Raw genomic sequence first — 23,447 nt, 5'->3', positions numbered from 1 at the left:
GCAGATGACCATCGCACCCGAGAGGCCCGTCACCACCGCGGAACGGGCCGCGCCCGTGGGGGAGCGGCGGCGGTCCCTGGGCCTGCTGCGCGCCACCGACGTGTACGCGCTGCTCGGCGCCGCGGCAGCCGCGCTGTCGATCACCTGGCTGCTGTTCGCCCGGCTGCTGCCGTTCAGCGGGACCGTCGGCTTCCTGGCCGTCGCGTACGGGCTGTTCCTCGCCCTGTACGGACTGCTGGTCTCCTTCGACGAGAACGGCCCCGCGGTACGGGACCGGCTGGCCGCCGTCGTCGTGCAGAGCCTCGGCCTGGTCATGGTCGTCGCGCTCGGCTTCGTCGTCGTCTTCACCCTGTGGGAGGGCCGCAAGGCGCTGCCGCACCCGAACTTCTTCACTCAGGACATGGCCGAGGCGGGCCCGCTGGACCCGCTCTCGGCCGGCGGCATCCTGCACGCGATCCTCGGCACGCTGGAGCAGATCACCGTCGCGCTCGCCCTGACCGTGCCCACCGGCATGGTCTGCGCGGTCTTCCTCAACGAGGTGCCGGGACGCTTCGCCCGGTTCGTGCGGACCGTCGTCGAGGCGATGACCGCGCTGCCGTCGATCGTCGCGGGCCTGTTCGTCTACGCGACGGTGATCCTCGCCCTCGGCTTCGACCGGTCCGGCCTCGCCGCCTCCCTCGCGCTCGCCGTGATGATGCTGCCGATCATCATCAGGGCGGCGGACGTGGTGATCCGGCTGGTGCCGGGGGCGCTGCGGGAGGCCTCGTACGCGCTGGGCACCTCGCGCTGGCGCACCGTCTGGCACGTGGTGCTGCCCACCGCGCGGTCCGGGCTGACCACCTCCGTCATCCTCGGCACCGCGCGCGGGATCGGCGAGACCTCGCCCGTGCTGCTGACCGCCGGATTCACCGCCGAGATCAACGGCGATCCGCTGTCGGGGCCGCAGGTCTCGCTGCCGCTCGCCACCTTCGAGTTCGTCAAGTCGCCCGAGCCCACGATGATCGCCCGCGGTTTCGGTACGGCGGCCGTCCTGATGGCGCTGGTGCTTGTGCTGTTCGTCGTCGCCCGCGTCATCGGCGGCCGGGGACCGGGGCAGCTGATCAGGCGTCAGGAACACCGCCGGGTCCAGGCGTCGCGGCGTGACGCCGAACGGTTCGCCGCCCGGTCCGGGCGGCGCGCGCCCCGCGAAACACCCATGGATACGAGGAGTGAGTGACCAGTGAGACCGGCAACCGTCTCCCGACTGACCATGGCGGTGGCGGCACTGGTGTGCGCGCTGCTCGCCCTGCACCCGACGACCGCCCAGGCCGCCTCGTACACGAAGATCAGCGGCGGGGGCTCCACCTGGAGCTCCAACGCGCTCGACCAGTGGCGCCGCAACGTCGCCGCCAACAGCGGCATGACGGTCAACTACTCGCCGGTCGGTTCCTCGGTGGGCCGTGAGCAGTTCAAGAACGGCACGGCGGACTTCGCCGTCTCCGAGATCCCGTACGGACTGACCGAGTCCGGCATGCGGGACGCGCCGCCGAAGCGCGGATACGCGTACATGCCGATCGTGGCCGGCGGCACGGCCTTCATGTACAACCTGCGGATCGGCGGCCGGAAGGTCACCAACCTGCGGCTCTCCGGCGAGGTCATCACCAAGATCTTCACCGGCGCGCTCACGATGTGGAACGCCCCCGAGATCCGGGCCGACAACCCCGGTCTCGTGCTCCCCGCCCGCCGCATCATCCCCGTCGTGCGCTCCGACGGCTCCGGTACGACCGCCCAGCTGACCACCTGGCTGGCCAAGGAGCACGGCGCGCTGTGGGACGCGTACTGCAGGCGTGCCGGGCGCTCCACCCCCTGCGGGATGACCTCGTACTTCCCCGTCGTGCCGGGCTCCTCGACGATCGCCAAGTCCGGTTCGCTGGGCGTCTCCGGCTACACCAAGCAGGGGCACGCCGAAGGCGCGATCACCTACGTCGAGTACTCGTACGCGATCAAGACCCACTTCCCGGTGGCGAAGGTGCTCAACGCCTCCGGCTACTACGTCGAGCCGACCGCCTCCAGTGTCGCCGTGGCGCTGATGAAGGCCCGGATCGACGAGGACAAGAACTCCGAGAACTACCTCACCCAGATCCTGGACGGCGTCTACCGCTCGGCCGACCGGCGCACCTACCCGCTCTCCTCCTACAGCTACATGATCGTGCCCACCGCGGCCGAGTCGCCGTTCACCGCCGCCAAGGGCAGGACGCTCGGCGCCTTCGCCAACTACTTCCTCTGCGAGGGCCAGCAGCAGGCCGAGGAGCTCGGCTACTCGCCACTGCCCAAGAACCTCGTCGAAGCCGGATTCACCCAGGTCCGCAGGATCCCGGGCGCGCCGACCGCCGCCGTCGACATCAAGAGCTGCCGCAACCCCACCTTCTCCGCCGACGGCTCCAACACCCTGGCCAGGAACGCCCCGTACCCCCAGGCCTGCGACAAGCGCGGCACCACGCAGTGCGCGGACGGCACGGCGGGCGCCAAGGAGCGGACCCGGGTGAACGCCGGTGCGAACGGCGGCGGTTCCGGCGGCGGATCCGCCGGTGGCGGTGCGGGCGGCGGCGCGGGTTCCGCGGGCGGTGCGGGCGGCGCCGGTGCCGCGGGAGCGTCGGGAGGCTCCACCGGTACGGACGGGGCGTCCGGCGGGACGGGGGGCGGTGCGGCCTCGGGCGCCGTCGACCCCGACACCGGCGAACGGATCGCCGGCTCGGCCGGTGCCGGGACCGGGGACGCCTCCGTCGTCGGCAACCCGGTCACCCTCGCCGCGGGCGACTCACCGGGGCTGCGCGGCGTGCTGATGGCGCTCTCCGCCGTCCTGCTCGTCGGCGTGGTCGTCGGACCACCGCTCACCGCGCGGGCGCTCGCCGCCCGCAGCCGTCGCAAGGAAGGGCTGCGATGACACCCGGACGTCACACCCGCCGACGCATCGCCACCGGCATCGGGGCCCTGCTCGCCGCCCTCGTGGTCGCGCTGCTGCCGCTGCCCGCCACCACGTCCCCCGCCCGGGCGGCGACGGGCTCGGCGGTGACGGTGACCGGCCGCAAGGGCCCGTACGACGACTTCTCGAAGCTGAAGGTCACCGTCCACCAGACCGAGCAGCTGCGCGGCCAGGGGGTGCGGATCACCTGGACCGGCGGCAGGCCGACGCAGGACGGCTTCACCTACGACTACCTCCAGATCATGCAGTGCTGGGGGGACGACCCCCGGGGGCCCTCGCGCGAGCAGTGCCAGTTCGGCGCCCAGGGGAGCGGCGGGCAGGGCGGCAACTGGACCGCGCTGCGCCAGATCGGGGTGGGGGCCGCCGACCCCGCCGAGAAGGAGTACGTGGGAAACGGCTCCGGTGAGTCGTACGTCCCGTTCCGGCCCGCCGACGGCGGCCCCGCGACCACCGGGTCCCGCGACTGGACCTACTTCAGCTCGATCGACTCCAACGAGGAGCCCTACGCCGTCACGCACGCGGACGGCACGGGCGAGTTCACCTTCCAGATGCAGTCCGGGCAGGAGGCCTCGCAGCTCGGCTGCGGCGAACCGGTGAAGAAGTCCGGCCGGACCGGGACCCGTCCCTGCTGGCTCGTCGTCGTACCGCGCGGCGGGCACGACGTGGACGGCGGGACCGGCTCGAACCACCGGCTGGAGACCTCGCCCCTCACCGCGTCCAACTGGGCCCAGCGCCTCGTGGTGCCGCTGCACTTCCAGCCGGTGGGCAACACCTGTCCGGCCGACCGGGCGGAGCGCCGGGTGACCGGGTCGGAGCTCGTCACCGAGGCGATCAGCTCATGGCAGTCGACACTCTGCGCGGGTGCGGGCAACGCGAAATTCGCCTTCAGTCAGAGCGGCGAGGCAGGCGCACGGGAGACCCTCGCCAGGCCCACGCCGGGGTCCCCGCACCTCGCCTTCACCGTCGACCCGCTGCTCCCGCCGGGGGAGGGGGCGGGCGGAAGCGCGGTGCACGCGCCGGTGGCGGTGAGCGGACTGGTCGTCGGCTTCTTCGTCGAAATGCCGGGCTCCGGACAGCTCACCTCGATGAGACTCACCCCGAGACTGCTCGCCAAGATGCTCACCTCGTCGTACCAGAAGGACGTGGTCAGCAGGATCAAGGCCGCCCCCGAACACATCAAGGACAATCCACTCAGCCTCTTCCACGACGAAGAATTCAAGAAGCTCAATCCGGCCTTCAAGGACTGGGTTCCCCATCTTTCGCCGTCGAGCATCATGGTGCAGCTGGAGAGTTCCGACACCACCGAAATGCTGTGGAAGTGGCTGCGGTCCGACACCGAGGCGCGGGAATTCCTGGCCGGCACTCCCGACCCCTGGGGCACGAAGGTCAACCCGTACTTCAAGGAGCTGCACCTGGACTCCGACACGAGCGTGAACGACTTCCCCAAGGCGGATCCGACCCGCACCACCGTCACCGTCGGCGTGGAGTCCCTGGAGTACGGGACCACCGAGATCGCCCCGTACGTCCAGGACATGCACGAGGGCGCGCTGCGCACCCGCCGGGGCAACAACGGAGCCACGACCACCGCGGCCGCCGGGGGCAACGGCTCACCGGCCAAGCTGGTCAACACGCCCCCGCTGGCCGGTCAGCGCATGGTGCTCGCGATCGTCGACGCCGCCTCCGCGGCCCGCTACGGACTCCAGACCGCCTCCCTGCGCAACGCCGACGGCACCTTCGTCGCCCCCACACCCGCCTCGCTGCTCGCCGGAGCCGCCGCCATGAAGGACTCGGTCGAGCCGGGCGTGCTCGCCCCGAACCCGGGTGGCGCCAGGGGCCGGGCCTACCCCCTCGCCTCCGTCGTCTACGCGGGCGCCTACACCAGCACCCCCGCGGCCGAGCGCAAGGACTTCGCCGGGCTGATCCGTTACGCGGCGCGGTCCGGGCAGACCCCGGGCGCCGCCGCCGGACAGCTGCCGCCCGGATACGCGCCGCTGCCCGCCGCCCTCCGCACCCGGGCGCTCGCCGCCGCGGACCGGCTGGAACACCCGAAGACCGCGGCCGGGAGTTCCGGGGCGGGCGGACCGGCGGGCCCCGGCGGCTTCGGAGCGTCCGGCGGCGGGGCCGGGGGAGCGGGCGGCGGACCGGGCGGCGCCGGTGGCGGTACGGGCGGGGCCGGCGGGGGCGACGCGAACCCCGACCCGGGCGATACGACGGCGCACAAGGCGGACCCCGGCGGCGCCGAGCAGCAGAACGTCGCCGAGTCCGGCGGCCTGACCCCCTCCACGGCCCTCGGGATCGTCCGCTGGGTGCTGACCGGAGTGCTGCTCGCGGGCGGAATCGCGGGCCTTTCCGGACCCGTTCTGCTCCGCCTTTCCGTGCGGAAATCCGTCCGGACCGGCTGAGTTCTCCAGGTGTCACCTCGTAAAGCATTTCGTAACCTGATCAACCGTCGCCGTTGGTGGCCGCCGGGAACCGGATAAGGAAAAGTCATCGGTGGCCGGTCGACGGGCCGGTGGAAAAAAATTCAGAATTCTGCTTGAGCGTCCATTCCTTCCATTCCTCGTATCCGTATGCACGGAGGAGAACAGAAGTGAACGTCAAGTCCCGCGCACGCATCGGTGCCGTCGTCGGTACCGCGGCCCTCGCCCTCGGCGCCATGGCGGCCCCCGCCTCGGCGGACCCGGCCCCCGGCACCTACCGGGTCCTCGCCGGTGTCGGCTCGGACACCACCCAGGACGTCGTGAACGGCCTGGGCGGCGCCGTCGACAGCGGCTCGCTGATCGCCTCGTACAACGCCCTCGGCACGACGACGATCAAGACCCGCGCCACCGGCTGCCAGATCGCCCGGCCCAACGGCTCCTCGGCCGGCATCAACGCGCTGCGCAACGCCGTCGACAACAACACCGGCTGTCTGGACTTCGCGCGCTCCTCGCGCGGCGTCGCGGACACCTCGTCCACCGACCTGACCTGGATCCCGTTCGGCAAGGACGCGGTCACCTTCGCCGTCCGCTCCGACAGCGCCCTGCCCAAGGCGCTCACGAAGGCGCAGCTCGTCTCCGTCTACACCTGCCGGACGACGTCCCTCAACGGTGTGGCGCTCACCCCGCTGCTGCCCCAGTCCGGCTCCGGCACCCGGTCCTTCTTCCTGGGGCAGCTGGGCCTCACCGAGTCCACCTTCGGCGCCTGCGTCGACGACACCGTCCAGGAGCACAACGGCGAGGCGCTGGACAGCGCGGGCGACATCGCCCCGTACTCCGTCGCGCAGTACATCGCGCAGAGCAACGAGCCGGGCGATGTCGTCGACCGGCGCGGCGCGGCCGTGCTCGGTTCGGTCAACGGTGTGGCCCCTCGGAACGCGAACGGCACCCTCAACACCGCCTTCCCCTTCAACCGCGACGTCTACAACGTCGTCCCGACCGCCAAGCTGACCGACCCGACGATCGCCGCCGCCTTCGTCGGCTCCACGTCCAAGGTCTGCGCGCAGAACGGCGTGATCGCCACGTACGGCTTCGGCACGATCGCCAACTGCGGCAGCACCGACCTCCGGGGCGAGAGCTGACCACCACCCCGTAACCGCGCCACGGCCGGGCACCCCCAGGGTGCCCGGCCCCCAGGCATACCCACCACCGCATCCCACTGGGGGGACCGACCACCATGAGACATCTCGCACCACCGAGAACACCCGCCGCGCGGCTGCTCTGCTGCTCGCTCCTGCTCGCCGCGGCGGCCACGGTCCTCGGCCTCGCACCGACGGCCCGTGCCGAGGACGCGCTGGGCGGACTGACGTTCCCGATCGCCTCGGGGAAGACCGCAGACAACCCGACCTTCCCGAAGGTGACCACCGACGGCCCCTGCCCCGCCGAGAACGCGCAGCAGGTCTCGCTGGTCCTGGCCAAACCGGCCGGCGGCACGGTCACCCTGGGCAGGACGACCGTCGGTGCCCCGTTCGACCAGGGGCCGTTCAGCGCCGACATCCTCGCCGGGAAGTCGCTCGAATCCCTGCTGCGGAGCTGGATCCCCAGCGGGTCGTTGGACGGTACGTACGACATCCGGCTCATGTGCCGCGACGCCGACAACATCGGTGGCAAGTACTTCCCCGCGAAGATCCAGGTCACCGGCGACTCCTGGACCGTCCAGGCGGCCGCCGCCACCACGACCGCGCTCACCGCCACCCCCGCCGCTACCGCCCCCGCCGGGACCGAGGTCGCGCTGAAGGCCGCCGTCACACCCCCGGCCGCCGCCGGCAAGGTCGCCTTCCTGGACGGGACCACCGAGCTCGGCAGCGCCGATGTCGCCTCCGGGGCCGCCGAGTTGAGGACGAAGGCGCTGGCCGAGGGCGCGCACACGCTCACCGCGAAGTTCGTCCCGGCGGACTCCGGCGCGTACACGGAATCCGTCTCCGCCGCCGTGACGTACACCGTCACCGGGGCCGGCTCCTCGCCCTCCCCGGACCCGAGCGACACCGGCGGCCCCACCCCGGGCACGCCCGCCGACCTCGACATCACCGACGCGGACGGCAAGGCCCTGGACGTCAACCCGACGCTCACCGCAGGCCAGAAGGTCCTCATCACCGCCCGCGGCTACACCGGGGGAGCCAAGGTGAAGGTCGCCCTCGCCGACAGCGGGGCCGCCTTCCCCGACGCCACCGCCGACGCCGAAGGCGCTGTCCCCGCCTACGCGTTCACCGTCCCGGCGGACATCGAGGACGGCTCGTACACCCTCACCCTCGCCGAGCCGGGGACCGGCGGCCACAGTGTCGAGTTCCTCTTCGCCGTCGGCGACGCACCGGGCCCCGACCCGAGCCCGAGCGACTCCGCGGGCGCGGACGACGGCGGTGCGACGACCGGTGCGGACGGCGGCGGAACAGCGGGTCCGTCCACCGGAGGCTCGGGCGGCGGCGGGGACACCGCCACGGGCCCGCTCGCCTCGACCGGCACCAGCGCCCTCGCGCTCGGCACGGCGGCCCTCGCGCTCTGCGGGCTCGGTACCGCGTTCGTGCTGCACACCCGACGCAAGGGCCTGCTCCGGTTCTGACGTACGGGGGCGGGGGCCCCGGCCCCCGCCTTCCCCGTGCCGGCACCGGCACCCGCACCCATCCCGCCCCGACGAGGAGCGCATCCGACGTGACGACCGTGCTGACCCCGCCACCGGTGACCCCCGCCCCGCCCCCGACACCGCCCCCGCCGGGGGCCCGGCCCCCGGCCCGCCCCGGTCTCGCCCTGGCCGGAGCGGCACTGTGCGTTCTCGCGGCCGTACTCCTCGGCTTCGCCGCCGACCTCACGGTCGTCGGCCACCTCCAGCACGCCCGCGACCAGCAGACCGGCTACGCCGAACTCCGCAGGCAACTCGCGCTCGGCACCGCCCCGGTGGGCCAGCGCACCTACGACGACAAGCCGCTCTCCCCGGGCGCACCCGTCGCCCTCCTGCGCATCCCCGCCCTCGGCCTGCGCGAGGTCGTCGGCGAGGGCACCACCTCCGGCGTCCTGATGTCCGGACCCGGGCACCGCCGCGACACCCCGATGCCAGGACAGGCGGGCACCAGCGTGATCATGGGGCGCCAGTGGGGATACGGCAGCCCGTTCAACGGCCTGTCGAAGCTCCCCGCCGGGTCGAGGATCGAGGTGACGACCGGTCAGGGCAAGGCTGTGTACACGGTGTCGGCCGTCCGGCGCTCGGGCGACAGGCTCCCCGCGCCCGCCGGGGCCCGGGGTCGGCTCACCCTCATGACCGCGTCCGGCAGCCCGTACACCCCCGCCGGCGTGCTGTACGTCGACGCCGAACTCACCACCCCCGTCCAGCCCAGCCCGCCCCGCTACGTCCGCCTCGGCTGGATCGGCCCCGCCGAGGAGGCGCTCGGCGGGGAGAGCGGGGAGGGCGGCGCCTGGCTCGCGGTCTTCCTCCGGTCGCAGGCCCTGCTCGCCGCCGCGCTCCTCGCGGTCTGGCTGCACCGGGTCTGGGGGAGCTGGCAGACCTGGATCACCGCCGGACCCGTTCTCGCCGCGCTCGGCCTCGCGGTCGCCACGGCCGTCACCCGCCTCCTCCCCAACCTGCTCTGAACGAACAGGAGTTGAAACATTCCGATGACCGAGACCATCCCGCTGCCCGCCACCGTGCCCAACCGGCCGCGCACCGGCACCGCTTCCCCCGCCACCCTCGAAGCCGAAGCGGTCTCCGCCTGGTTCGGCGACCACAAGGTCCTGGACCGGGTCTCCCTGCACATGCCCGCGCTGGAGGTCACCGCCCTGATCGGCCCGTCGGGCTGCGGCAAGTCGACGTTCCTGCGCATCCTCAACCGGATGCACGAACTGATCGGCTCCGCCTCCCTGGCGGGCCGGGTCCTGCTGGACGGCGAGGACATCTACGACCGGGGCCGCCGCATCACCCGCGCCCGCCGCGAGATCGGCATGGTCTTCCAGAAGCCCAACCCGTTCCCCGCCATGTCCCTGTACGACAACGTCCTCGCGGGCCTGAAACTCAACGGCATCAAGGCGGCCAGGGACGGCAGGGACGATCTCGTCGAGGAATGCCTGACCAAGGCCGGCCTGTGGCGCGAGGTCAAGGACCGGCTCCGCCAGCCCGGCGGCGCGCTCTCCGGCGGACAGCAGCAACGCCTCTGCATAGCGAGGTCGTTGGCGGTCCGCCCCCGGGTGCTCCTGATGGACGAACCCTGCTCCGCGCTGGACCCGACCTCCACCCGCCGGATCGAGGAGACCATCGCCGACCTCAAGGAGGAGGTCACCATCGTGATCGTCACGCACAACATGCAGCAGGCGGCGCGGGTCTCCGACCACTGCGCGTTCTTCCTCGCCGAACAGGGCACGCCCGGTGTGATCGTCGAACACGGCCCGACCGACGCGATGTTCGGCGCCCCGCAGGACGCCCGGACCGCCGACTACGTGAACGGCCGCTTCGGATGACGCCCCGGGGCCCCGCCGCGCCGGCCGCCCCGCTTCCGCTCAGATACCGGCCGCCGTCGCCAGATCGCGCTTGATCCCGTCGAGCAGCTCCGCGCCCTTCGCGCGGGCCGTCGGCAGCTCGTCCGCCGAACCGACCGGCACCACGACCTCCAGATAGCACTTGAGCTTCGGCTCGGTGCCGCTCGGGCGGACGATCACCCGGGCGCCTTCCAGCTGGTAGCGGAGCCCGTCGGTGGGCGGCAGCTGCGCCGTGCCCCGCGCCAGGTCCTCGGCCGAGGTGACGGCGAGGCCCGCCAGCGCGGTCGGGGGCTGCTCGCGCAGCCGCGCCATGGCGTCGGAGATCACCGACAGGTCCTCCACCCGGACCGACAGCTGGTCCGTGGCGTGCAGCCCGTGGGCGACCGCGAGGTCGTCGAGGAGATCGAGGAGCGTACGCCCCTGCTCCTTGAGCCCGGAGGCGAGTTCGGCGACGAGCAGGGCGGCCGTGATGCCGTCCTTGTCGCGTACGCCGTCGGGGTCGACGCAGTAGCCGAGCGCCTCCTCGTACCCGTACCGCAGGCCGTCGACGCGGGCGATCCACTTGAAGCCGGTCAGTGTCTCCTCGTGGCCGAGCCCGGCCTTCCCGGCGATCCGGCCGAGCAGCGAGGACGACACGATCGACTCGGCGAAGACACCGGTCACGCCGCGGTCCACCAGATGGGCGGCGAGCAGCGCGCCGACCTCGTCGCCGCGCAGCATCCGCCAGCCGCCGTCGGCGCCGGGGTCCGGGACGGCGACGGCGCAGCGGTCGGCGTCCGGGTCGTTGGCGATGACGATGTCGGGGTCCGCGCGGCGCGCGGTCGCGAAGGCGAGGTCCATCGCGCCGGGCTCTTCCGGATTGGGGAAGGCGACGGTGGGGAAGGCCGGGTCGGGCTCGGCCTGCTCGGCGACGAGCACCGGCGCGGGGAATCCGGCCCGGTCGAAGGCGGCGGTCAGCACGGACGTACCGACACCGTGCAGGGCGGTGTACACGACCCGGGCGGTACGCGGCGATCCGGCGGCGAGCACGGTGTCCGTACGGGCCAGGTAGGCCGCCAGGACCTCGTCGCCGAGGACGTCCCAGCCGTCGTCGGGCCGGGCCACGCCGTCGAGCGGGCCGACCGCGGCGATGGCGGCGGCGATCTCGCCGTCCGCCGGGGGGACGATCTGCGAGCCGTCGCCGAGGTAGACCTTGTAGCCGTTGTCGCGCGGCGGATTGTGGCTGGCGGTCACCTCGACGCCGGCGACGGCGCCCAGGTGCCTGATGGCGTACGCGAGCACGGGGGTGGGGAGCGGGCGGGGGAGCACCGCCGCCCGCAGGCCAGCGCCGGTCATCACGGCGGCGGTGTCGCGGGCGAAGTCGGCGGACTTGTACCGGGCGTCGTACCCGACGACGACGAGCCCGCCGCCCTGCCCCTGCGCCTTCAGATACGCGGCGAGACCGGCCGCCGCCCGGATGACGACGGAACGGTTCATCCGCATCGGCCCGGCCCCCAGCTCACCGCGGAGCCCGGCGGTGCCGAACTGCAGCGTGCCGGCGAACCGTGCGGCGAGCTCGTCGGCACTCTCGGCGGACCCGGATCCGATGAGCCCGGCGAGCTCGTCGCGGGTCTCGGGATCGGGGTCCTCCGCGAGCCATGTCCTGGCCTGCGCGATGAGGTCCTGCTGCACGGTGTCCGCCTTTCTGCGGTGTGGGAATTCAGCCTCGCCGGTGTTCGGGCCCGGCTCAGATCCGCTCGAGCACCCGGGCCAGCAGCGAACCCATCCGGGTCGCCGAGTCCCGCCCCGCCTGCAGCACCTCCGCATGGTTGAGCGGCTCCCCGCTCAGCCCCGCCGCGAGGTTCGTGACCAGCGAGATGCCCAGTACCTCGGCGCCGGCCTCGCGCGCGGCGATGGCTTCGAGCACGGTGGACATGCCGACCAGGTCGCCGCCCATGACGCGGACCATGTTGATCTCGGCCGGGGTCTCGTAGTGCGGGCCGGTGAACTGCACGTACACGCCCTCTTCGAGGGTCTCGTCGACCTCCTTGCACAGCGCGCGCAGCCGCGGCGAGTACAGATCGGTCAGATCGACGAAGTTGGCGCCGACGATGGGGGAGGCCGCCGTCAGGTTGATGTGGTCGCTGATCAGCACCGGCTGACCGGGGCGCATGCCCTCGCGAAGACCGCCGCAGCCGTTCGTCAGGACGACGGTCCCGCATCCCGCCGCGACGGCGGTACGGACCCCGTGCGCGACGGCGGCGACGCCCCGGCCCTCGTAGAAGTGCGTGCGGCCGAGGAAGACCAGGACCCGCTTGTCGCCGATCTTGTACGAGCGGATCGTGCCGCCGTGCCCCTGTACGGCGGGCGCCGGGAAACCGGGCAGCTCGGTCACCGGGAACTCGGCCTCCGGAGTGCCGAGCGCATCGCCCGCGGGTGCCCAGCCGGAACCCATCACGAGCGCGACGTCGTGGGTCTCGGCACCGGTCAGCTCGCGCAGGCGGGCGGCGGCGTCGGAGGCGGCGGCGTACGGGTCGCCCTGGATGTGGTCCGGAATAACTGATGCGTTCACGCGGATGAGGGTAGCCGGTGATTCCCTACGCGCGTAGATGCCTATGCGCAGAGTCTGCGCACGCATCCTCGTACTTTCACACAAAAGCGCTGGTCGGCCGGGTCAGCAGGGGCGCTTGCGCAGTTCCATCACATAGTCGTGCGGGGCGCCCGAGGACTCCGCGGCATCGGCGATCTCGCCCAGATAGCGGGCGGAGGGCAGCCCGCCCTCGTAGCCGTTCAGCACATACATCCAGGCCGGCTCCTCGCCGTCCAGGGTGTGCACCCGCACCCGCATCCGGCGGTAGATGTCGAGGCCGACACCCTCCCACCGGTCCATGGAGTCCTCGTCCATCGGCGCCAGGTCGTACAGCGCCACGAAGACCTGGGAACGGGGCGCCTCCACCACCGTGGCGAGCGCGCCCTCCCAGCCCATCTGCTCCCCGCCGAAGGTCAGCCGCCAGCCGTTGAGCCAGCCCGTGCCGCGCAGCGGGGAATGCGGTGCGCGGCGCGTCATCAGCCGCGCGTCGAGGTTGCCGGCGTACGCGGCGTAGAGCGACATGGGTTCGAGGGTACGGGAGGTGACGGGGAGAACGTCGACTCCGGTGCGGAAGACCACTTACGGGGTTCCGCTCGCCACCCCCGGGCCCCGGCGCGCACGCCCCGGCGCACGTATGGAGGGCCCCGGGGCGAAGCACCTTGGCGCGTGCGGGACAATGAAGTACGTACTGCATTCCCCCGGGGCGCTCCCCCGGACCCCCGGCCGGGGCAGCAGACGGCCGCGGGATGACATACGCGAGGCGGACTTTTCGTGACCCGGATCGTGATCATCGGCGGCGGACCCGGCGGCTACGAGGCGGCACTGGTGGGCGCCCAACTCGGCGCGGAGGTGACCGTCGTCGACTGCGACGGCCTCGGCGGCGCGTCTGTGCTCACCGACTGCGTGCCCTCGAAGACCCTGATCGCGACGGCTGAGGTGATGACCACCTTCGACTCCTCGTACGAGGAGCTGGGCATCATCGTCGCGGACGACACCCCGCACGTCGAGCAGGCCGCCCGCGTGGTCGGCGTCGACCTGGGCAAGGTCAACCGACGGGTGAAGCGCCTGGCGCTCGCCCAGTCCCACGACATCACCGCCTCCGTCACCCGCGCCGGTGCCCGCGTGATGCGCGGCCGGGGCCGCCTGGCGGGCCTCCAGGCCGCCGACGGCTCCCGCGAGGTCGTCGTGACCGCCGCCGACGGCACCGAGGAGACACTCACCGCCGACGCCGTGCTGATCGCGACCGGCGGGCACCCCCGGGAGATACCGGACGCCCTCCCCGACGGCGAGCGCATCCTGAACTGGACCCAGGTCTACGACCTCGACGAGCTGCCCGAGGAGCTCATCGTGGTCGGCTCCGGCGTGACCGGCGCCGAGTTCGCGGGCGCCTACCAGGCGCTCGGCTCGCGCGTCACCCTCGTCTCGTCCCGCGACCGGGTGCTGCCGGGCGAGGACCCGGACGCGGCCGCCGTGCTGGAGGACGTCTTCCGGCGCCGCGGCATGAACGTCATGGCCCGCTCCCGCGCCCAGGCCGCGAAGCGCGTCGGCGACCGGGTCGAGGTCACCCTCGCCGACGGCCGGGTCATCTCCGGTTCGCACTGCCTCATGGCGGTCGGCGCGATCCCGAACAGCGCGGGCATGGGCCTGGAGGAGGCCGGGGTCCGGCTCAAGGAGTCCGGCCACATCTGGACCGACAAGGTCTCCCGCACCAGCGCGCCCGGCGTGTACGCGGCCGGTGACGTCACCGGGATCTTCGCCCTCGCCTCGGTCGCCGCCATGCAGGGCCGGATCGCGATGTACCACTTCCTCGGTGACGCGGTGGCCCCGCTGGACCTGAAGACGGTCTCCTCGAACGTCTTCACCGATCCCGAGATCGCCACCGTCGGCTACACCCAGGCCGACGTCGACGCCGGCAAGATCGACGCCCGGGTGGTCAAGCTGCCGCTGCTGCGCAACCCGCGCGCCAAGATGCAGGGAATCCGCGACGGTTTCGTCAAGATCTTCTGCCGGCCCGGCACCGGCATCGTGGTCGGCGGCTGTGTCGTCGCGCCGCGTGCGAGTGAACTCATTCACCCCATCTCGATCGCGGTCGACAATAATTTGACGGTAGAACAGATCGCAAACACTTTCACCGTGTATCCGTCCCTGTCGGGTTCGATCGCGGAAGTGGCCAGGCAGTTGCACACCCGTAAGCGCGCGGGCGAGGCGTAAGCGCCTTCGGGACCCGGTAATCCCCGGCAACTCCCGGCAACTCGGGCGGCCCGACGACCGCCGTCCGATCAGTACAGAACAACAACGGGGCCGCCTATATCACTTGGCGGCCCCTTGTATGTACAACTTCCGCTATTCGGCGCGAACTGCTGAAAACACTCGGGCGGTCACGTTACTGTCAGTTTCGTGTTCGCTGCAGAACGTCGTCAGTTGATCCTCGAAATGGTGCGTGCCAACGGGGCGGTATCGCTCCGTGAGCTCGCCCGCGTCGTCCAGACCTCCGAAGTGACCGTACGGCGGGACGTGCGGGCACTGGAGGCAGAAGGACTCCTCGACCGCCGGCACGGCGGTGCGGTACTGCCGGGCGGTTTTACGCGGGAGTCCGGCATTCCGCAGAAATCCCATCTCGCCACCGCGGAGAAGACGGCCATCGCCGACCTGGCCGCCGGTCTCGTGGAAGAGGGCGAGGCCATCGTCGTCGGCGCCGGTACGACCACGCAGGAGCTGGCCCGCCGGCTCGCGCGGATTCCCGGTCTGACCGTCGTCACCAACTCGCTGCTGGTCGCCCAGGCGCTGGCCCATGCCAACCGGGTGGAGGTGGTGATGACCGGCGGCACGCTGCGCGGTTCCAACTACGCCCTGGTGGGCAGCGGTGCCGAACAGTCCCTCCAGGGGCTGAGGGTCGCGCGCGCGTTCCTCTCCGGGAGCGGGCTCACCGCGGAGCGCGGCCTCTCCACGTCCAACATGCTCTCCGCGAGCGTGGACCGGGCGCTGGTGCAGGCAGCCGCGGAGGTGGTGGTCCTGGCGGACCACACCAAGCTCGGCTCCGACACCATGTTCCAGACGGTGCCGACGGATCTCATCACCCGCCTGGTGACGGACGAGCCGCCCGGTCACGACGACCGTGCCGCCACCGAACTGCAGGCCCTGGCGGACCAGGGGGTGCAGATCGCGGTGGCCGGCTCGGGCAGCGGCCCCACGGCGGCCGAGCCCCTCCCGCACGGCCGGCAGGGCCGCCGTGACATGCCACTGCCCGGACAGCGTCGTACGACACACGGCGGCCCCGGAGGTCAGGGCCCGCAGCAACTGCGGAGCGCGGCGTCCCTGACGGAGTCGGGCCAGGGCCCGGGAGACCGCGCGAGGGTCGCGGACCTGCGCCGCCGATAGAACCCGGCCTCGGTGGGGGGCGAAGATCCGGCTCTGCCAGGCCGGACTCCTCCAATCGCCGGGCCGAAAAACCCAGCCCTGCCGGGCCCGTCTCCTGGGGGCGCCGGGGGCGAATATCCAGCCCCGCCGGCGTTTGAGGCGCGGGGTCCGGGGCGGAGCCCCGCTTACGGGAAGGAGCGGGCAGGGGAACAGGCCCCGCGCAGCGGACCACAAGGCATGCCCCCGACCTCCACCCCCTCAACCCGCCTCCGCATGCGCCCCCTTCAGCCCCTGCAAGGTCAGCATCAGCAACCGACCCGCCAACTCCGGGTCGTCCGGCGACTGTTCGGCGGCCAGCGCGATGGCATTGGTCAGCTGCATCAGGTCGTCGATCGACACATCCGGCCGCACCGCCCCGCTCGCCTGCGCCCGCGCCAGCAGCACCGCCCCCGCCTCGCGCAGCGGCACATTGCACTGCGACAGCGCCGAAGTCTCGTCCCGTGACGTCGACATGAGCGCCTGGGCGAGTCCGCGGTACTCACCCGCGTGGGTGATGATCGCGCCCAGCCACTCCACCAGGCCCCCGCACGGCTGCGCCGCCCCCGCGAGTTCACGGGAACGGGTGATCAGGGACGTCAGGGCCTCCTGGAAGACCGCGTTCATCAGCGCGTGCCGGTTCGGGAAGTGCCGGTACAGCGTGCCGATCCCCACGCCCGCGCGCCGCGCGATGTCCTCCAGGGACGCGTCGGTGCCGTGCTCCGCGAAGGCGGTCCGGGCCTCGTTCAGCAGCCGGTCGTAATTCCGGCGCGCGTCGGCACGCATGTGCCGGGCCGGCGTCCGTGCCGTACTGATCGCCATTGCGCAGTCCTCCCTTTCTCCGCCCCGAGGTCCAGGATGCCATCGCGCGTCCGTCCGGAGGAGCGATGCCGGGGCGCGAGGCCGGGGCGCGACGCACGACCGGGGCCCCTGCCGAGTCGCACGACTCGGCAGGGGCCCCGGTGGAACGTCGGGTGCCGCTCGATCAGTCCTTGATCTCGCAGATGACGGCGCCGGAGGAGACCGAGCTGCCGACCTCGGCGGCGAGGCCCTTGACGGTGCCGGAGCGGTGCGCGTTCAGCGGCTGTTCCATCTTCATGGCCTCCAGGACGACGATGAGGTCGCCTTCCTGGACCTGCTGGCCTTCTTCGACGGCGATCTTGACGATGGTGCCCTGCATCGGGGAGGCCAGGGTGTCGCCGGAGACCGCGGAGCCGGACTTCTTGGCGGCGCGGCGCTTGGGCTTGGCGCCCGCGGCGAGTCCGGTGCGGGCCAGGGACATGCCGAGGGAGGAGGGGAGGGAGACCTCCAGGCGCTTGCCGCCGACCTCGACGACGACGGTCTCGCGGCCGGCTTCTTCCTCGGCCTCCGCGTCGGCGGTGGCGGTGAAGGGCTTGATGTCGTTGACGAACTCGGTCTCGATCCAGCGGGTGTGGACCTGGAACGGTTCGCTGGTGAAGGCCGGGTCGACGACGACGGCGCGGTGGAAGGGAATGGCGGTGGCCATGCCCTCGACGTTGAACTCGGCCAGCGCACGGGCGGCGCGCTGGAGTGCCTGCTGGCGGGTCGCGCCGGTCACGACCAGCTTCGCCAGCAGCGAGTCCCAGGCGGGGCCGATGACGGAGCCGGACTCGACGCCCGCGTCGAGACGGACGCCGGGGCCGGTCGGCGGGGCGAAGAGGGTGACGGTGCCCGGTGCGGGCAGGAAGCCGCGGCCCGGGTCCTCGCCGTTGATCCGGAACTCGAAGGAGTGGCCCCGCACGGCCGGGTCGCCGTAGCCGAGCTCCTCGCCGTCGGCGATGCGGAACATCTCGCGTACGAGGTCGAGGCCGGTGACCTCCTCGGTCACCGGGTGCTCGACCTGCAGGCGGGTGTTGACCTCCAGGAACGAGATCGTGCCGTCCGTGCCGACGAGGAACTCCACCGTGCCCGCACCGACGTAGCCGGCCTCCTTGAGGATGGCCTTGGACGCCGCGTACAGCTCCGCGTTCTGCGCGTCGCTCAGGAACGGGGCCGGGGCCTCCTCGACCAGCTTCTGGTGGCGGCGCTGGAGCGAGCAGTCACGGGTGGAGACCACGACCACGTTGCCGTGGGTGTCGGCCAGGCACTGCGTCTCGACGTGGCGCGGCCGGTCGAGGTAGCGCTCCACGAAGCACTCGCCCCGGCCGAACGCCGCGACGGCCTCACGGACCGCGGAGTCGTACAGCTCCGGGATCTCCTCCAGCGTGCGCGCCACCTTCAGCCCGCGACCGCCGCCACCGAAGGCGGCCTTGATCGCGATCGGCAGCCCGTGCTCCTTCGCGAAGGCGACGACCTCCCCGGAACCCGACACCGGGTCGGGCGTGCCGGCCACCAGCGGGGCCCCGGCACGCTGCGCGATATGCCGGGCGGCGACCTTGTCGCCCAGGTCCCGGATCGCCTGCGGCGGCGGTCCGATCCACGTCAGCCCCGCATCGAGCACGGCCTGCGCGAACTCGGCGTTCTCCGACAGGAACCCGTACCCGGGATGGATCGCGTCGGCCCCGGAGTCCTTGGCCGCCTGGAGCACCTTGGCCATGTCCAGATAGCTGGCCGCCGGGGTGTCACCGCCCAGAGCGAATGCCTCGTCGGCCGCGCGCACATGCAGAGCATCCCGGTCCGGGTCCGCGTAGACGGCCACGCTCCCGATCCCGGCATCCCGGCACGCCCGAGCAACACGGACAGCAATTTCGCCACGGTTGGCGATGAGCACCTTGCGCACGATGGCTCCCTCCTTGAAACAAGCTGAGTTTAGGGACTACCGACACGGCCCTACGACCCGTCCCCAATGGTGAGCTTGCCCACACGGAGTGTGATTCGAGGCTTGCTCAAGTCGCGAAATCCCTTGTGGCACCACGGTACGCCGGGTTTCATGACCGCACAGTAGCCACGAGGTGTGGTCCAGGTCTCTGTTCGTACGAGCTGTGACTCCCCGCGTTTCTTTGTCGAGTCCCCACTAATGGGCGAACGATTCTTTGCGCGACGCACGAGAGCCGCGACAAGGGGGGCGCGGAGTGTGCGCCCGCGCGCGCCACGAGCGCGGGGCGGAAGCGGAGATCGCCGGACCCTTGTCCGGAGGATTACCGGTTAGTAGGGTCCGCGCTATCGCACGTACTGCAGGTAACAGGGGGTGAGCACCGTGGTGCGCAGACCGGTGGCGTTCGTGGCCGCGATCGTGCTGTTCGTGGAAGCCGTGGGCATCGTGCTCATCAACGGCATCCTGGCGACGGTCGTGAAGAACCAGGACATGTCGCTGGCCGGGATGGACCCCGCCGTCATGTCCAACGGCACCTGGGCGATGGGCGGCGCCTTCGGCCTGTACCTGCTGCTGTGCGGGCTGCTCCTGCTGCTCGCCGGTATCCGCGACCGGGCCCCCGGCCGTATCGCCCGCATCGTCCTGATCGTCTGCGCGGTGGTGCACGGGGTGCTGGGCGCGCTGACGGTCGGGCTGGTCGGCTGGACCGCGTTCGGGTGTCTGATGGTGGTGCTCGGGCTGATAGTGCTGACGCTGGTGGCGTACGGCACCCGGTCCGACGAGCCCGCCGACGACGCCGGGGCGAGCGCTCCGGCGCCGGTCTGATCCGGGGCGTCCGCCCGGACCCGGGGCGGGTCCGCTCAGACCCAGAGCTCGGTGACGGAGATCCCCAGCTCGCCCAGCAGCCGGCGCAGCAGCGGCAGCGAGAGCCCGATGACGTTGCCGTGGTCGCCCTCGATGGAGTCGACGAACGGCGCCGAGCGGCCGTCCAGGGTGAAGGCGCCCGCGACATGGAGCGGCTCGCCGGTGGCCACGTAGGCGGCGATCTCGGCGTCCGTCGGTTCGCCGAAGCGGACGGTCGTGGAGGCGGTCGCCGACGCGGTACGTCCGGTAGCGGTGTCGATCACGCTGTGGCCCGTCTGCAGCACACCGGCCCGGCCGCGCATGGACTTCCAGCGGGCGATGGCCTCCTCGCCGTCGGCCGGCTTGCCGAGCGCCTCGCCGTCGAGTTCGAGCACCGAGTCGCAGCCGATCACCAGGGCACCCGCCGCCTCCGCCCGGCCGGCCACCGCCGCGGCCTTGGCCTCGGCGAGCACGAGCGCCAGCTCGGCGGGTGTCGGGGCGCTCAGCGCGTCCTCGTCCACCCCGCTGACGATCACCTCGGGCGCGAAACCGGCCTGCCTCAGCAGACCGAGACGGGCGGGCGAGGCGGAGGCGAGCACGAGACGGCGCTGATCAGTCATACGCGCCATCGTAGAAGAGGCGGACGGACCCCGGCCCCGCTCAGTGCAGGCCGGCCACGAACATCGCGACCACCATCGCGAGAGCGAGCACCAGCCCCGCGCGGCGCATCATGTCCTGGACGTCACGCAGTTCCTTCGGCGGCTTGTTCTCGGGGTCGGACCACAGCATGGAAACGATCCTGCTGCCGTGACGGACGGCGCGCCTGAGTACAGGTACTCAGCCGCCGTGGTGCGTACGGACCAGTTCGCTCCGGATGCACCGGAGGCCCGGACCCGAAAGGGCCCGGACCTCCGGAAACGTGCCCGAAGGGACGCTCCCGCGACTACCCGGGCCAGTACGTCCGGGCCCAGGCCCGCGGCCCCGGCAGATGGCGCGTGCGCCGGGCGATGCGTCCCGGGTCGGACCACTCGCCGGGCAGCGCCGGTACGCCGGCCGGCGTACCGGACGACTCGTCGGACGTCGTCGTCGCCGCGGCGCGCGCCCGCACCACCGCCAGCGCGGCGGCCAGCTCCTCAGGGGTCGGGTTGCCCCGTACGACCTTGATCATGGCCAGGACCCTTTCTAGAGGGGGATGTTGCCGTGCTTCTTCGGGGGCAGCGACTCCCGCTTGGTACGCAGCTGGCGCAGCCCCTTCACGATGTGGGCGCGGGTGTCGGACGGCATGATCACCGCGTCGACGTAACCGCGTTCGGCCGCCACGTAGGGGTTGAGCAGCGTGTCCTCGTAGTCGGCGATCAGCTCGGCGCGGGTGGCGTCCTGATCCTCGGCGGCGGCGATCGTCCGGCGGTGCAGGATGTTCACCGCACCCTGCGCGCCCATCACCGCGATCTGCGCGGTCGGCCAGGCGAGGTTGATGTCGGCGCCCAGGTGCTTGGAGCCCATGACGTCGTACGCGCCGCCGAACGCCTTGCGGGTGATCACGGTGATCAGCGGGACGGTCGCCTCGGCGTAGGCGTAGATCAGCTTGGCGCCGCGGCGGATGATGCCGCCGTACTCCTGGTCGACGCCGGGCAGGAAGCCGGGGACGTCGACGAAGGTCAGCACGGGCACGTTGAAGGCGTCGCAGGTGCGGACGAAGCGCGCGGCCTTCTCGCTCGCGTTGATGTCCAGGCAGCCCGCGAACTGCATCGGCTGGTTGGCGACGATGCCGACCGGGTAGCCCTCGACGCGCCCGAAGCCGGTGATGATGTTCGGCGCGAACAGGGCCTGGGTCTCCAGGAACTCGCCGTCGTCCAGCACGTGTTCGATGGCGGTGTGCATGTCGTACGGCTGGTTCGCCGAGTCCGGGATGAGGGTGTCGAGCTCGCGGTCCTCGTCCGTGGTGGCGAGCTCCGCCACCTCGGGGAAGGCGGGCGCCTCGGACAGGTTGTTCGAAGGGAGGTACGACAGCAGCGACTTGACGTACTCGATGGCGTCCTTCTCGTCGCCCGCCATGTGGTGCGCCACACCGGAGGTGGTGTTGTGGGTGCGGGCGCCGCCGAGCTCCTCGAAGCCGACGTCCTCGCCGGTGACCGTCTTGATGACGTCGGGGCCGGTGATGAACATGTGCGAGGTCTGGTCGACCATGACCGTGAAGTCGGTGATCGCGGGGGAGTAGACCGCGCCGCCCGCGCACGGTCCGACGATCAGCGAGATCTGCGGCACGACACCCGAGGCGTGCACATTGCGGCGGAAGATCTCCGCGAACAGACCGAGTGCGGCCACGCCTTCCTGGATCCGGGCGCCACCGCCGTCGTTGATGCCGATGACCGGGCAGCCGGTCTTCAGCGCGAAGTCCATCACCTTGACGATTTTCTCACCGTAGACCTCGCCGAGCGAGCCGCCGAAGATGGTGAAGTCCTGCGAATAGACGCAGACGGGGCGGCCGTCGACCGTGCCGTAGCCGGTGACGACGCCGTCCCCGTACGGGCGGTTCTTCTCGATGCCGAAGTTGGTGGAGCGGTGCCGGGCGAATTCGTCGAGCTCCACGAAGGAACCCTCGTCGAGCAGCAGATCGACCCGTTCGCGCGCGGTCAACTTGCCCCTGGCGTGCTGCTTCTCGACCGCGCGCGCGGAGCCCGCGTGCGTCGCCTCGGCGATTCGGCGCTGCAGGTCCGCGATCTTGCCCGCGGTGGTGTGGATGTCGGTCTCTTCCGGCTCGGACATCGGGTGGCGGCTCCCTGCCTGGTCACGGGGACGACTGTGCTGCTGATCAGGTGTTGAACACCTACTGATCCGTAGGGTATCGGCGTGGATACGGTTCGGCAGTGCGTCGTTTGCCACACCTAGTCTGGCTTGCATGACACCTTCGGATGCGCCACAGAGCCGTTGGTCGGACCTGGACCGGCCGCCCCTGAACGTCCCCGCGCTGCGCCGCGGGCTGCTGCGGCCGGGCGGGCTGTGGACCTCGCTCGACGTCGTGGAGACCATCGGCTCCACCAATTCCGATCTTGCCCGGCGCGCGGCGGCCGGGCTCGACGAAGGCACCGTGCTGGTCGCCGAGGAGCAGACCGCGGGCCGCGGTCGCCTCGATCGCACCTGGACGGCTCCGGCCCGTTCGGGCCTGTTCCTCTCCGTCTACCTGACACCGGGCGACGTCCCCGTCGAGCGGTGGGGCTGGCTGCCGCTGCTCACCGGTGTCGCCGCGGCGACCGGCCTGGCGAAAGCCGCGGGCGTCGACACGGCCCTGAAGTGGCCCAACGACCTCCTGGTCACGGTGGAGGGCGTGGAGCGCAAGGCCGGCGGCATCCTGGCCGAGCTCGCCGGGGACGGCGTCGTCGTCGGCATGGGCCTCAACGTCTCCCTGCGCGCCGATGAGCTGCCCACCCCCACGGCCGGCTCGCTGGCCCTGGCCGGGGCCGTCTCCACCGACCGCGAGACGCTGCTGCGGGGCGTGCTGCGCTCGCTGGAGCACTGGTACGGCCAGTGGCGCGCGGCGGACGGCGACGCGGCGGCGAGCGGCCTCCAGGAGGCGTACGCGGCGGGCTGCGCGACGCTCGGCCGGACGGTACGGGCCCAGCTGCCGGGCGACCGCACGCTCATCGGCGAGGCCGTGGCGATCGACGGCGACGGCCGCCTGATCCTGTCCACCGACGACGGCCTCCAGGAACCGGTATCGGCCGGCGACATCGTCCACCTGCGGGGTGCGGGCGGCGGTTTGGTCTGAGGCGGGCGGCGGTGGGCCGTCGCGCCGGGCACCGGTGCGCCGGGCCCGCGCGAAGGGACTTGCGTCGCGTCCGCCGCGGCTTGGCGGTGTTTCCCCTGCCGAGCCTTCCGCCCCACCCGAACACGTACCCGGGGCATAGAAACCATGCCCTCCTGGAAACCCCCCACCGGCTGTCACCACCCACGCCCCCCGGCTCACCCAGGAAC

Annotated in this window: 20 protein-coding genes; 11 read left to right on the top strand and 9 right to left on the bottom strand. The window is 71.9% G+C overall.

The annotated features are described in order from the left end of the window. Positions 1-4 precede the first annotated feature (4 nt). From pstA to OG611_RS02620, 7 genes are all read left to right on the top strand, one after another. Positions 5-1,216, top strand: coding sequence for a phosphate ABC transporter permease PstA (gene pstA / locus OG611_RS02650; protein ID WP_266415141.1), 1,212 nt, complete (start codon positions 5-7; stop codon positions 1,214-1,216). A 3-nt stretch (positions 1,217-1,219) separates the two neighbouring features. Then, on the top strand, positions 1,220-2,923 hold the full coding sequence (locus OG611_RS02645; RefSeq protein ID WP_266415139.1) for a phosphate ABC transporter substrate-binding protein PstS: 1,704 nt from the start codon (positions 1,220-1,222) through the stop codon (positions 2,921-2,923). After that, positions 2,920-5,364: a hypothetical protein gene (locus OG611_RS02640; protein ID WP_266415137.1), complete on the top strand. Its 2,445-nt coding sequence runs from the start codon at positions 2,920-2,922 to the stop codon at positions 5,362-5,364. Before OG611_RS02645 ends, OG611_RS02640 begins: the two co-directional genes overlap by 4 nt. Positions 5,365-5,552: 188 nt before the next feature. Further along, on the top strand, positions 5,553-6,521 hold the full coding sequence (locus OG611_RS02635; protein WP_266415135.1) for a hypothetical protein: 969 nt from the start codon (positions 5,553-5,555) through the stop codon (positions 6,519-6,521). A gap of 95 nt (positions 6,522-6,616) precedes the next feature. Then, a complete protein-coding gene (locus tag OG611_RS02630) occupies positions 6,617-7,996 on the top strand; it encodes an Ig-like domain-containing protein (RefSeq protein WP_266415134.1) in 1,380 nt (459 codons plus the stop codon). A gap of 89 nt (positions 7,997-8,085) precedes the next feature. Continuing rightward, the gene (locus OG611_RS02625) at positions 8,086-9,018 is read left to right on the top strand and encodes a sortase (RefSeq protein WP_266415132.1); all 933 of its coding nucleotides are present in this window, start codon (positions 8,086-8,088) and stop codon (positions 9,016-9,018) included. 24 nt (positions 9,019-9,042) lie between these two features. Continuing rightward, the gene (locus OG611_RS02620) at positions 9,043-9,879 is read left to right on the top strand and encodes a phosphate ABC transporter ATP-binding protein (RefSeq protein ID WP_266415130.1); all 837 of its coding nucleotides are present in this window, start codon (positions 9,043-9,045) and stop codon (positions 9,877-9,879) included. Positions 9,880-9,918: 39 nt separating this feature from the next. Here the strand turns inward: OG611_RS02620 and OG611_RS02615 are convergent, their stop codons facing one another. The 3 genes from OG611_RS02615 to OG611_RS02605 all read right to left on the bottom strand — a co-directional run bounded on the left by OG611_RS02615 (position 9,919) and on the right by OG611_RS02605 (position 12,988). Next, positions 9,919-11,568 carry a phospho-sugar mutase gene (locus OG611_RS02615; protein ID WP_266415128.1) on the bottom strand — a complete coding sequence of 550 codons (1,650 nt, stop codon included), beginning with the start codon at positions 11,566-11,568 and terminating at the stop codon, positions 9,919-9,921. A gap of 55 nt (positions 11,569-11,623) precedes the next feature. Next, complete coding sequence (locus tag OG611_RS02610) at positions 11,624-12,448, bottom strand: purine-nucleoside phosphorylase (protein ID WP_266415126.1); 825 nt, start codon at positions 12,446-12,448, stop codon at positions 11,624-11,626. Between the two features lie 102 nt (positions 12,449-12,550). Beyond that, positions 12,551-12,988 carry a gamma-glutamylcyclotransferase gene (locus OG611_RS02605; protein ID WP_093549148.1) on the bottom strand — a complete coding sequence of 146 codons (438 nt, stop codon included), beginning with the start codon at positions 12,986-12,988 and terminating at the stop codon, positions 12,551-12,553. A 249-nt stretch (positions 12,989-13,237) separates the two neighbouring features. Between OG611_RS02605 and OG611_RS02600 the strand changes: the two genes are divergently transcribed. Both OG611_RS02600 and OG611_RS02595 read left to right on the top strand, forming a co-directional pair. Continuing rightward, positions 13,238-14,677, top strand: coding sequence for an NAD(P)H-quinone dehydrogenase (locus tag OG611_RS02600; protein ID WP_266415120.1), 1,440 nt, complete (start codon positions 13,238-13,240; stop codon positions 14,675-14,677). A 186-nt stretch (positions 14,678-14,863) separates the two neighbouring features. After that, complete coding sequence (locus OG611_RS02595) at positions 14,864-15,844, top strand: DeoR/GlpR family DNA-binding transcription regulator (protein WP_266415118.1); 981 nt, start codon at positions 14,864-14,866, stop codon at positions 15,842-15,844. 237 nt (positions 15,845-16,081) lie between these two features. Here OG611_RS02595 and OG611_RS02590 read toward each other — a convergent pair whose 3' ends face one another. Then, the gene (locus OG611_RS02590; RefSeq protein WP_266415116.1) at positions 16,082-16,681 is read right to left on the bottom strand and encodes a TetR/AcrR family transcriptional regulator; all 600 of its coding nucleotides are present in this window, start codon (positions 16,679-16,681) and stop codon (positions 16,082-16,084) included. A gap of 163 nt (positions 16,682-16,844) precedes the next feature. Next, positions 16,845-18,599, bottom strand: a complete 1,755-nt coding sequence (locus OG611_RS02585) for a biotin carboxylase N-terminal domain-containing protein (protein ID WP_266415114.1) — start codon at positions 18,597-18,599, stop codon at positions 16,845-16,847. A 408-nt stretch (positions 18,600-19,007) separates the two neighbouring features. On the opposite strand from OG611_RS02585, the gene OG611_RS02580 reads away from it, so the two are divergent. After that, positions 19,008-19,457: a hypothetical protein gene (locus OG611_RS02580; protein ID WP_266415112.1), complete on the top strand. Its 450-nt coding sequence runs from the start codon at positions 19,008-19,010 to the stop codon at positions 19,455-19,457. Positions 19,458-19,492: 35 nt separating this feature from the next. Here OG611_RS02580 and OG611_RS02575 read toward each other — a convergent pair whose 3' ends face one another. The 4 genes from OG611_RS02575 to OG611_RS02560 form a co-directional block, all read right to left on the bottom strand. Further along, on the bottom strand, positions 19,493-20,104 hold the full coding sequence (locus tag OG611_RS02575) for a nucleoside triphosphate pyrophosphatase (protein WP_266415110.1): 612 nt from the start codon (positions 20,102-20,104) through the stop codon (positions 19,493-19,495). Between the two features lie 31 nt (positions 20,105-20,135). Next, positions 20,136-20,264, bottom strand: a complete 129-nt coding sequence (mmpB, locus tag OG611_RS02570; protein WP_266415109.1) for a morphogenic membrane protein MmpB — start codon at positions 20,262-20,264, stop codon at positions 20,136-20,138. A 154-nt stretch (positions 20,265-20,418) separates the two neighbouring features. Then, on the bottom strand, positions 20,419-20,643 hold the full coding sequence (locus tag OG611_RS02565) for an acyl-CoA carboxylase epsilon subunit (protein WP_266415107.1): 225 nt from the start codon (positions 20,641-20,643) through the stop codon (positions 20,419-20,421). 14 nt (positions 20,644-20,657) lie between these two features. Beyond that, positions 20,658-22,241 (bottom strand): acyl-CoA carboxylase subunit beta, encoded by a 1,584-nt coding sequence (locus OG611_RS02560; RefSeq protein WP_266415106.1) that lies wholly within the window; start codon positions 22,239-22,241, stop codon positions 20,658-20,660. 133 nt (positions 22,242-22,374) lie between these two features. Between OG611_RS02560 and OG611_RS02555 the strand changes: the two genes are divergently transcribed. Next, positions 22,375-23,241 (top strand): biotin--[acetyl-CoA-carboxylase] ligase, encoded by an 867-nt coding sequence (locus OG611_RS02555; RefSeq protein ID WP_266415105.1) that lies wholly within the window; start codon positions 22,375-22,377, stop codon positions 23,239-23,241. The last annotated feature ends 206 nt before the right edge of the window (positions 23,242-23,447 follow it).

It is taken from the genome of Streptomyces sp. NBC_01363 (assembly GCF_026340595.1).
Lineage (GTDB): Bacteria > Actinomycetota > Actinomycetes > Streptomycetales > Streptomycetaceae > Streptomyces.
This window is presented reverse-complemented; position numbering and strand designations above follow the sequence as displayed.

Bases quoted from the DNA above. Each gene is read 5' to 3' on its own strand.
- pstA (WP_266415141.1), top strand. From the start codon at position 5: ATGACCATCGCACCCGAGAGGCCCGTCACCACCGCGGAACGGGCCGCG.
- OG611_RS02640 (WP_266415137.1), top strand. From the start codon at position 2,920: ATGACACCCGGACGTCACACCCGCCGACGCATCGCCACCGGCATCGGG.
- OG611_RS02630 (WP_266415134.1), top strand. From the start codon at position 6,617: ATGAGACATCTCGCACCACCGAGAACACCCGCCGCGCGGCTGCTCTGC.
- OG611_RS02620 (WP_266415130.1), top strand. From the start codon at position 9,043: ATGACCGAGACCATCCCGCTGCCCGCCACCGTGCCCAACCGGCCGCGC.
- OG611_RS02605 (WP_093549148.1), bottom strand. From the start codon at position 12,988: ATGTCGCTCTACGCCGCGTACGCCGGCAACCTCGACGCGCGGCTGATG.
- OG611_RS02590 (WP_266415116.1), bottom strand. From the start codon at position 16,681: ATGGCGATCAGTACGGCACGGACGCCGGCCCGGCACATGCGTGCCGAC.
- OG611_RS02575 (WP_266415110.1), bottom strand. From the start codon at position 20,104: ATGGCGCGTATGACTGATCAGCGCCGTCTCGTGCTCGCCTCCGCCTCG.
- mmpB (WP_266415109.1), bottom strand. From the start codon at position 20,264: ATGCTGTGGTCCGACCCCGAGAACAAGCCGCCGAAGGAACTGCGTGAC.
- OG611_RS02565 (WP_266415107.1), bottom strand. From the start codon at position 20,643: ATGATCAAGGTCGTACGGGGCAACCCGACCCCTGAGGAGCTGGCCGCC.
- OG611_RS02560 (WP_266415106.1), bottom strand. From the start codon at position 22,241: ATGTCCGAGCCGGAAGAGACCGACATCCACACCACCGCGGGCAAGATC.
- OG611_RS02555 (WP_266415105.1), top strand. From the start codon at position 22,375: ATGACACCTTCGGATGCGCCACAGAGCCGTTGGTCGGACCTGGACCGG.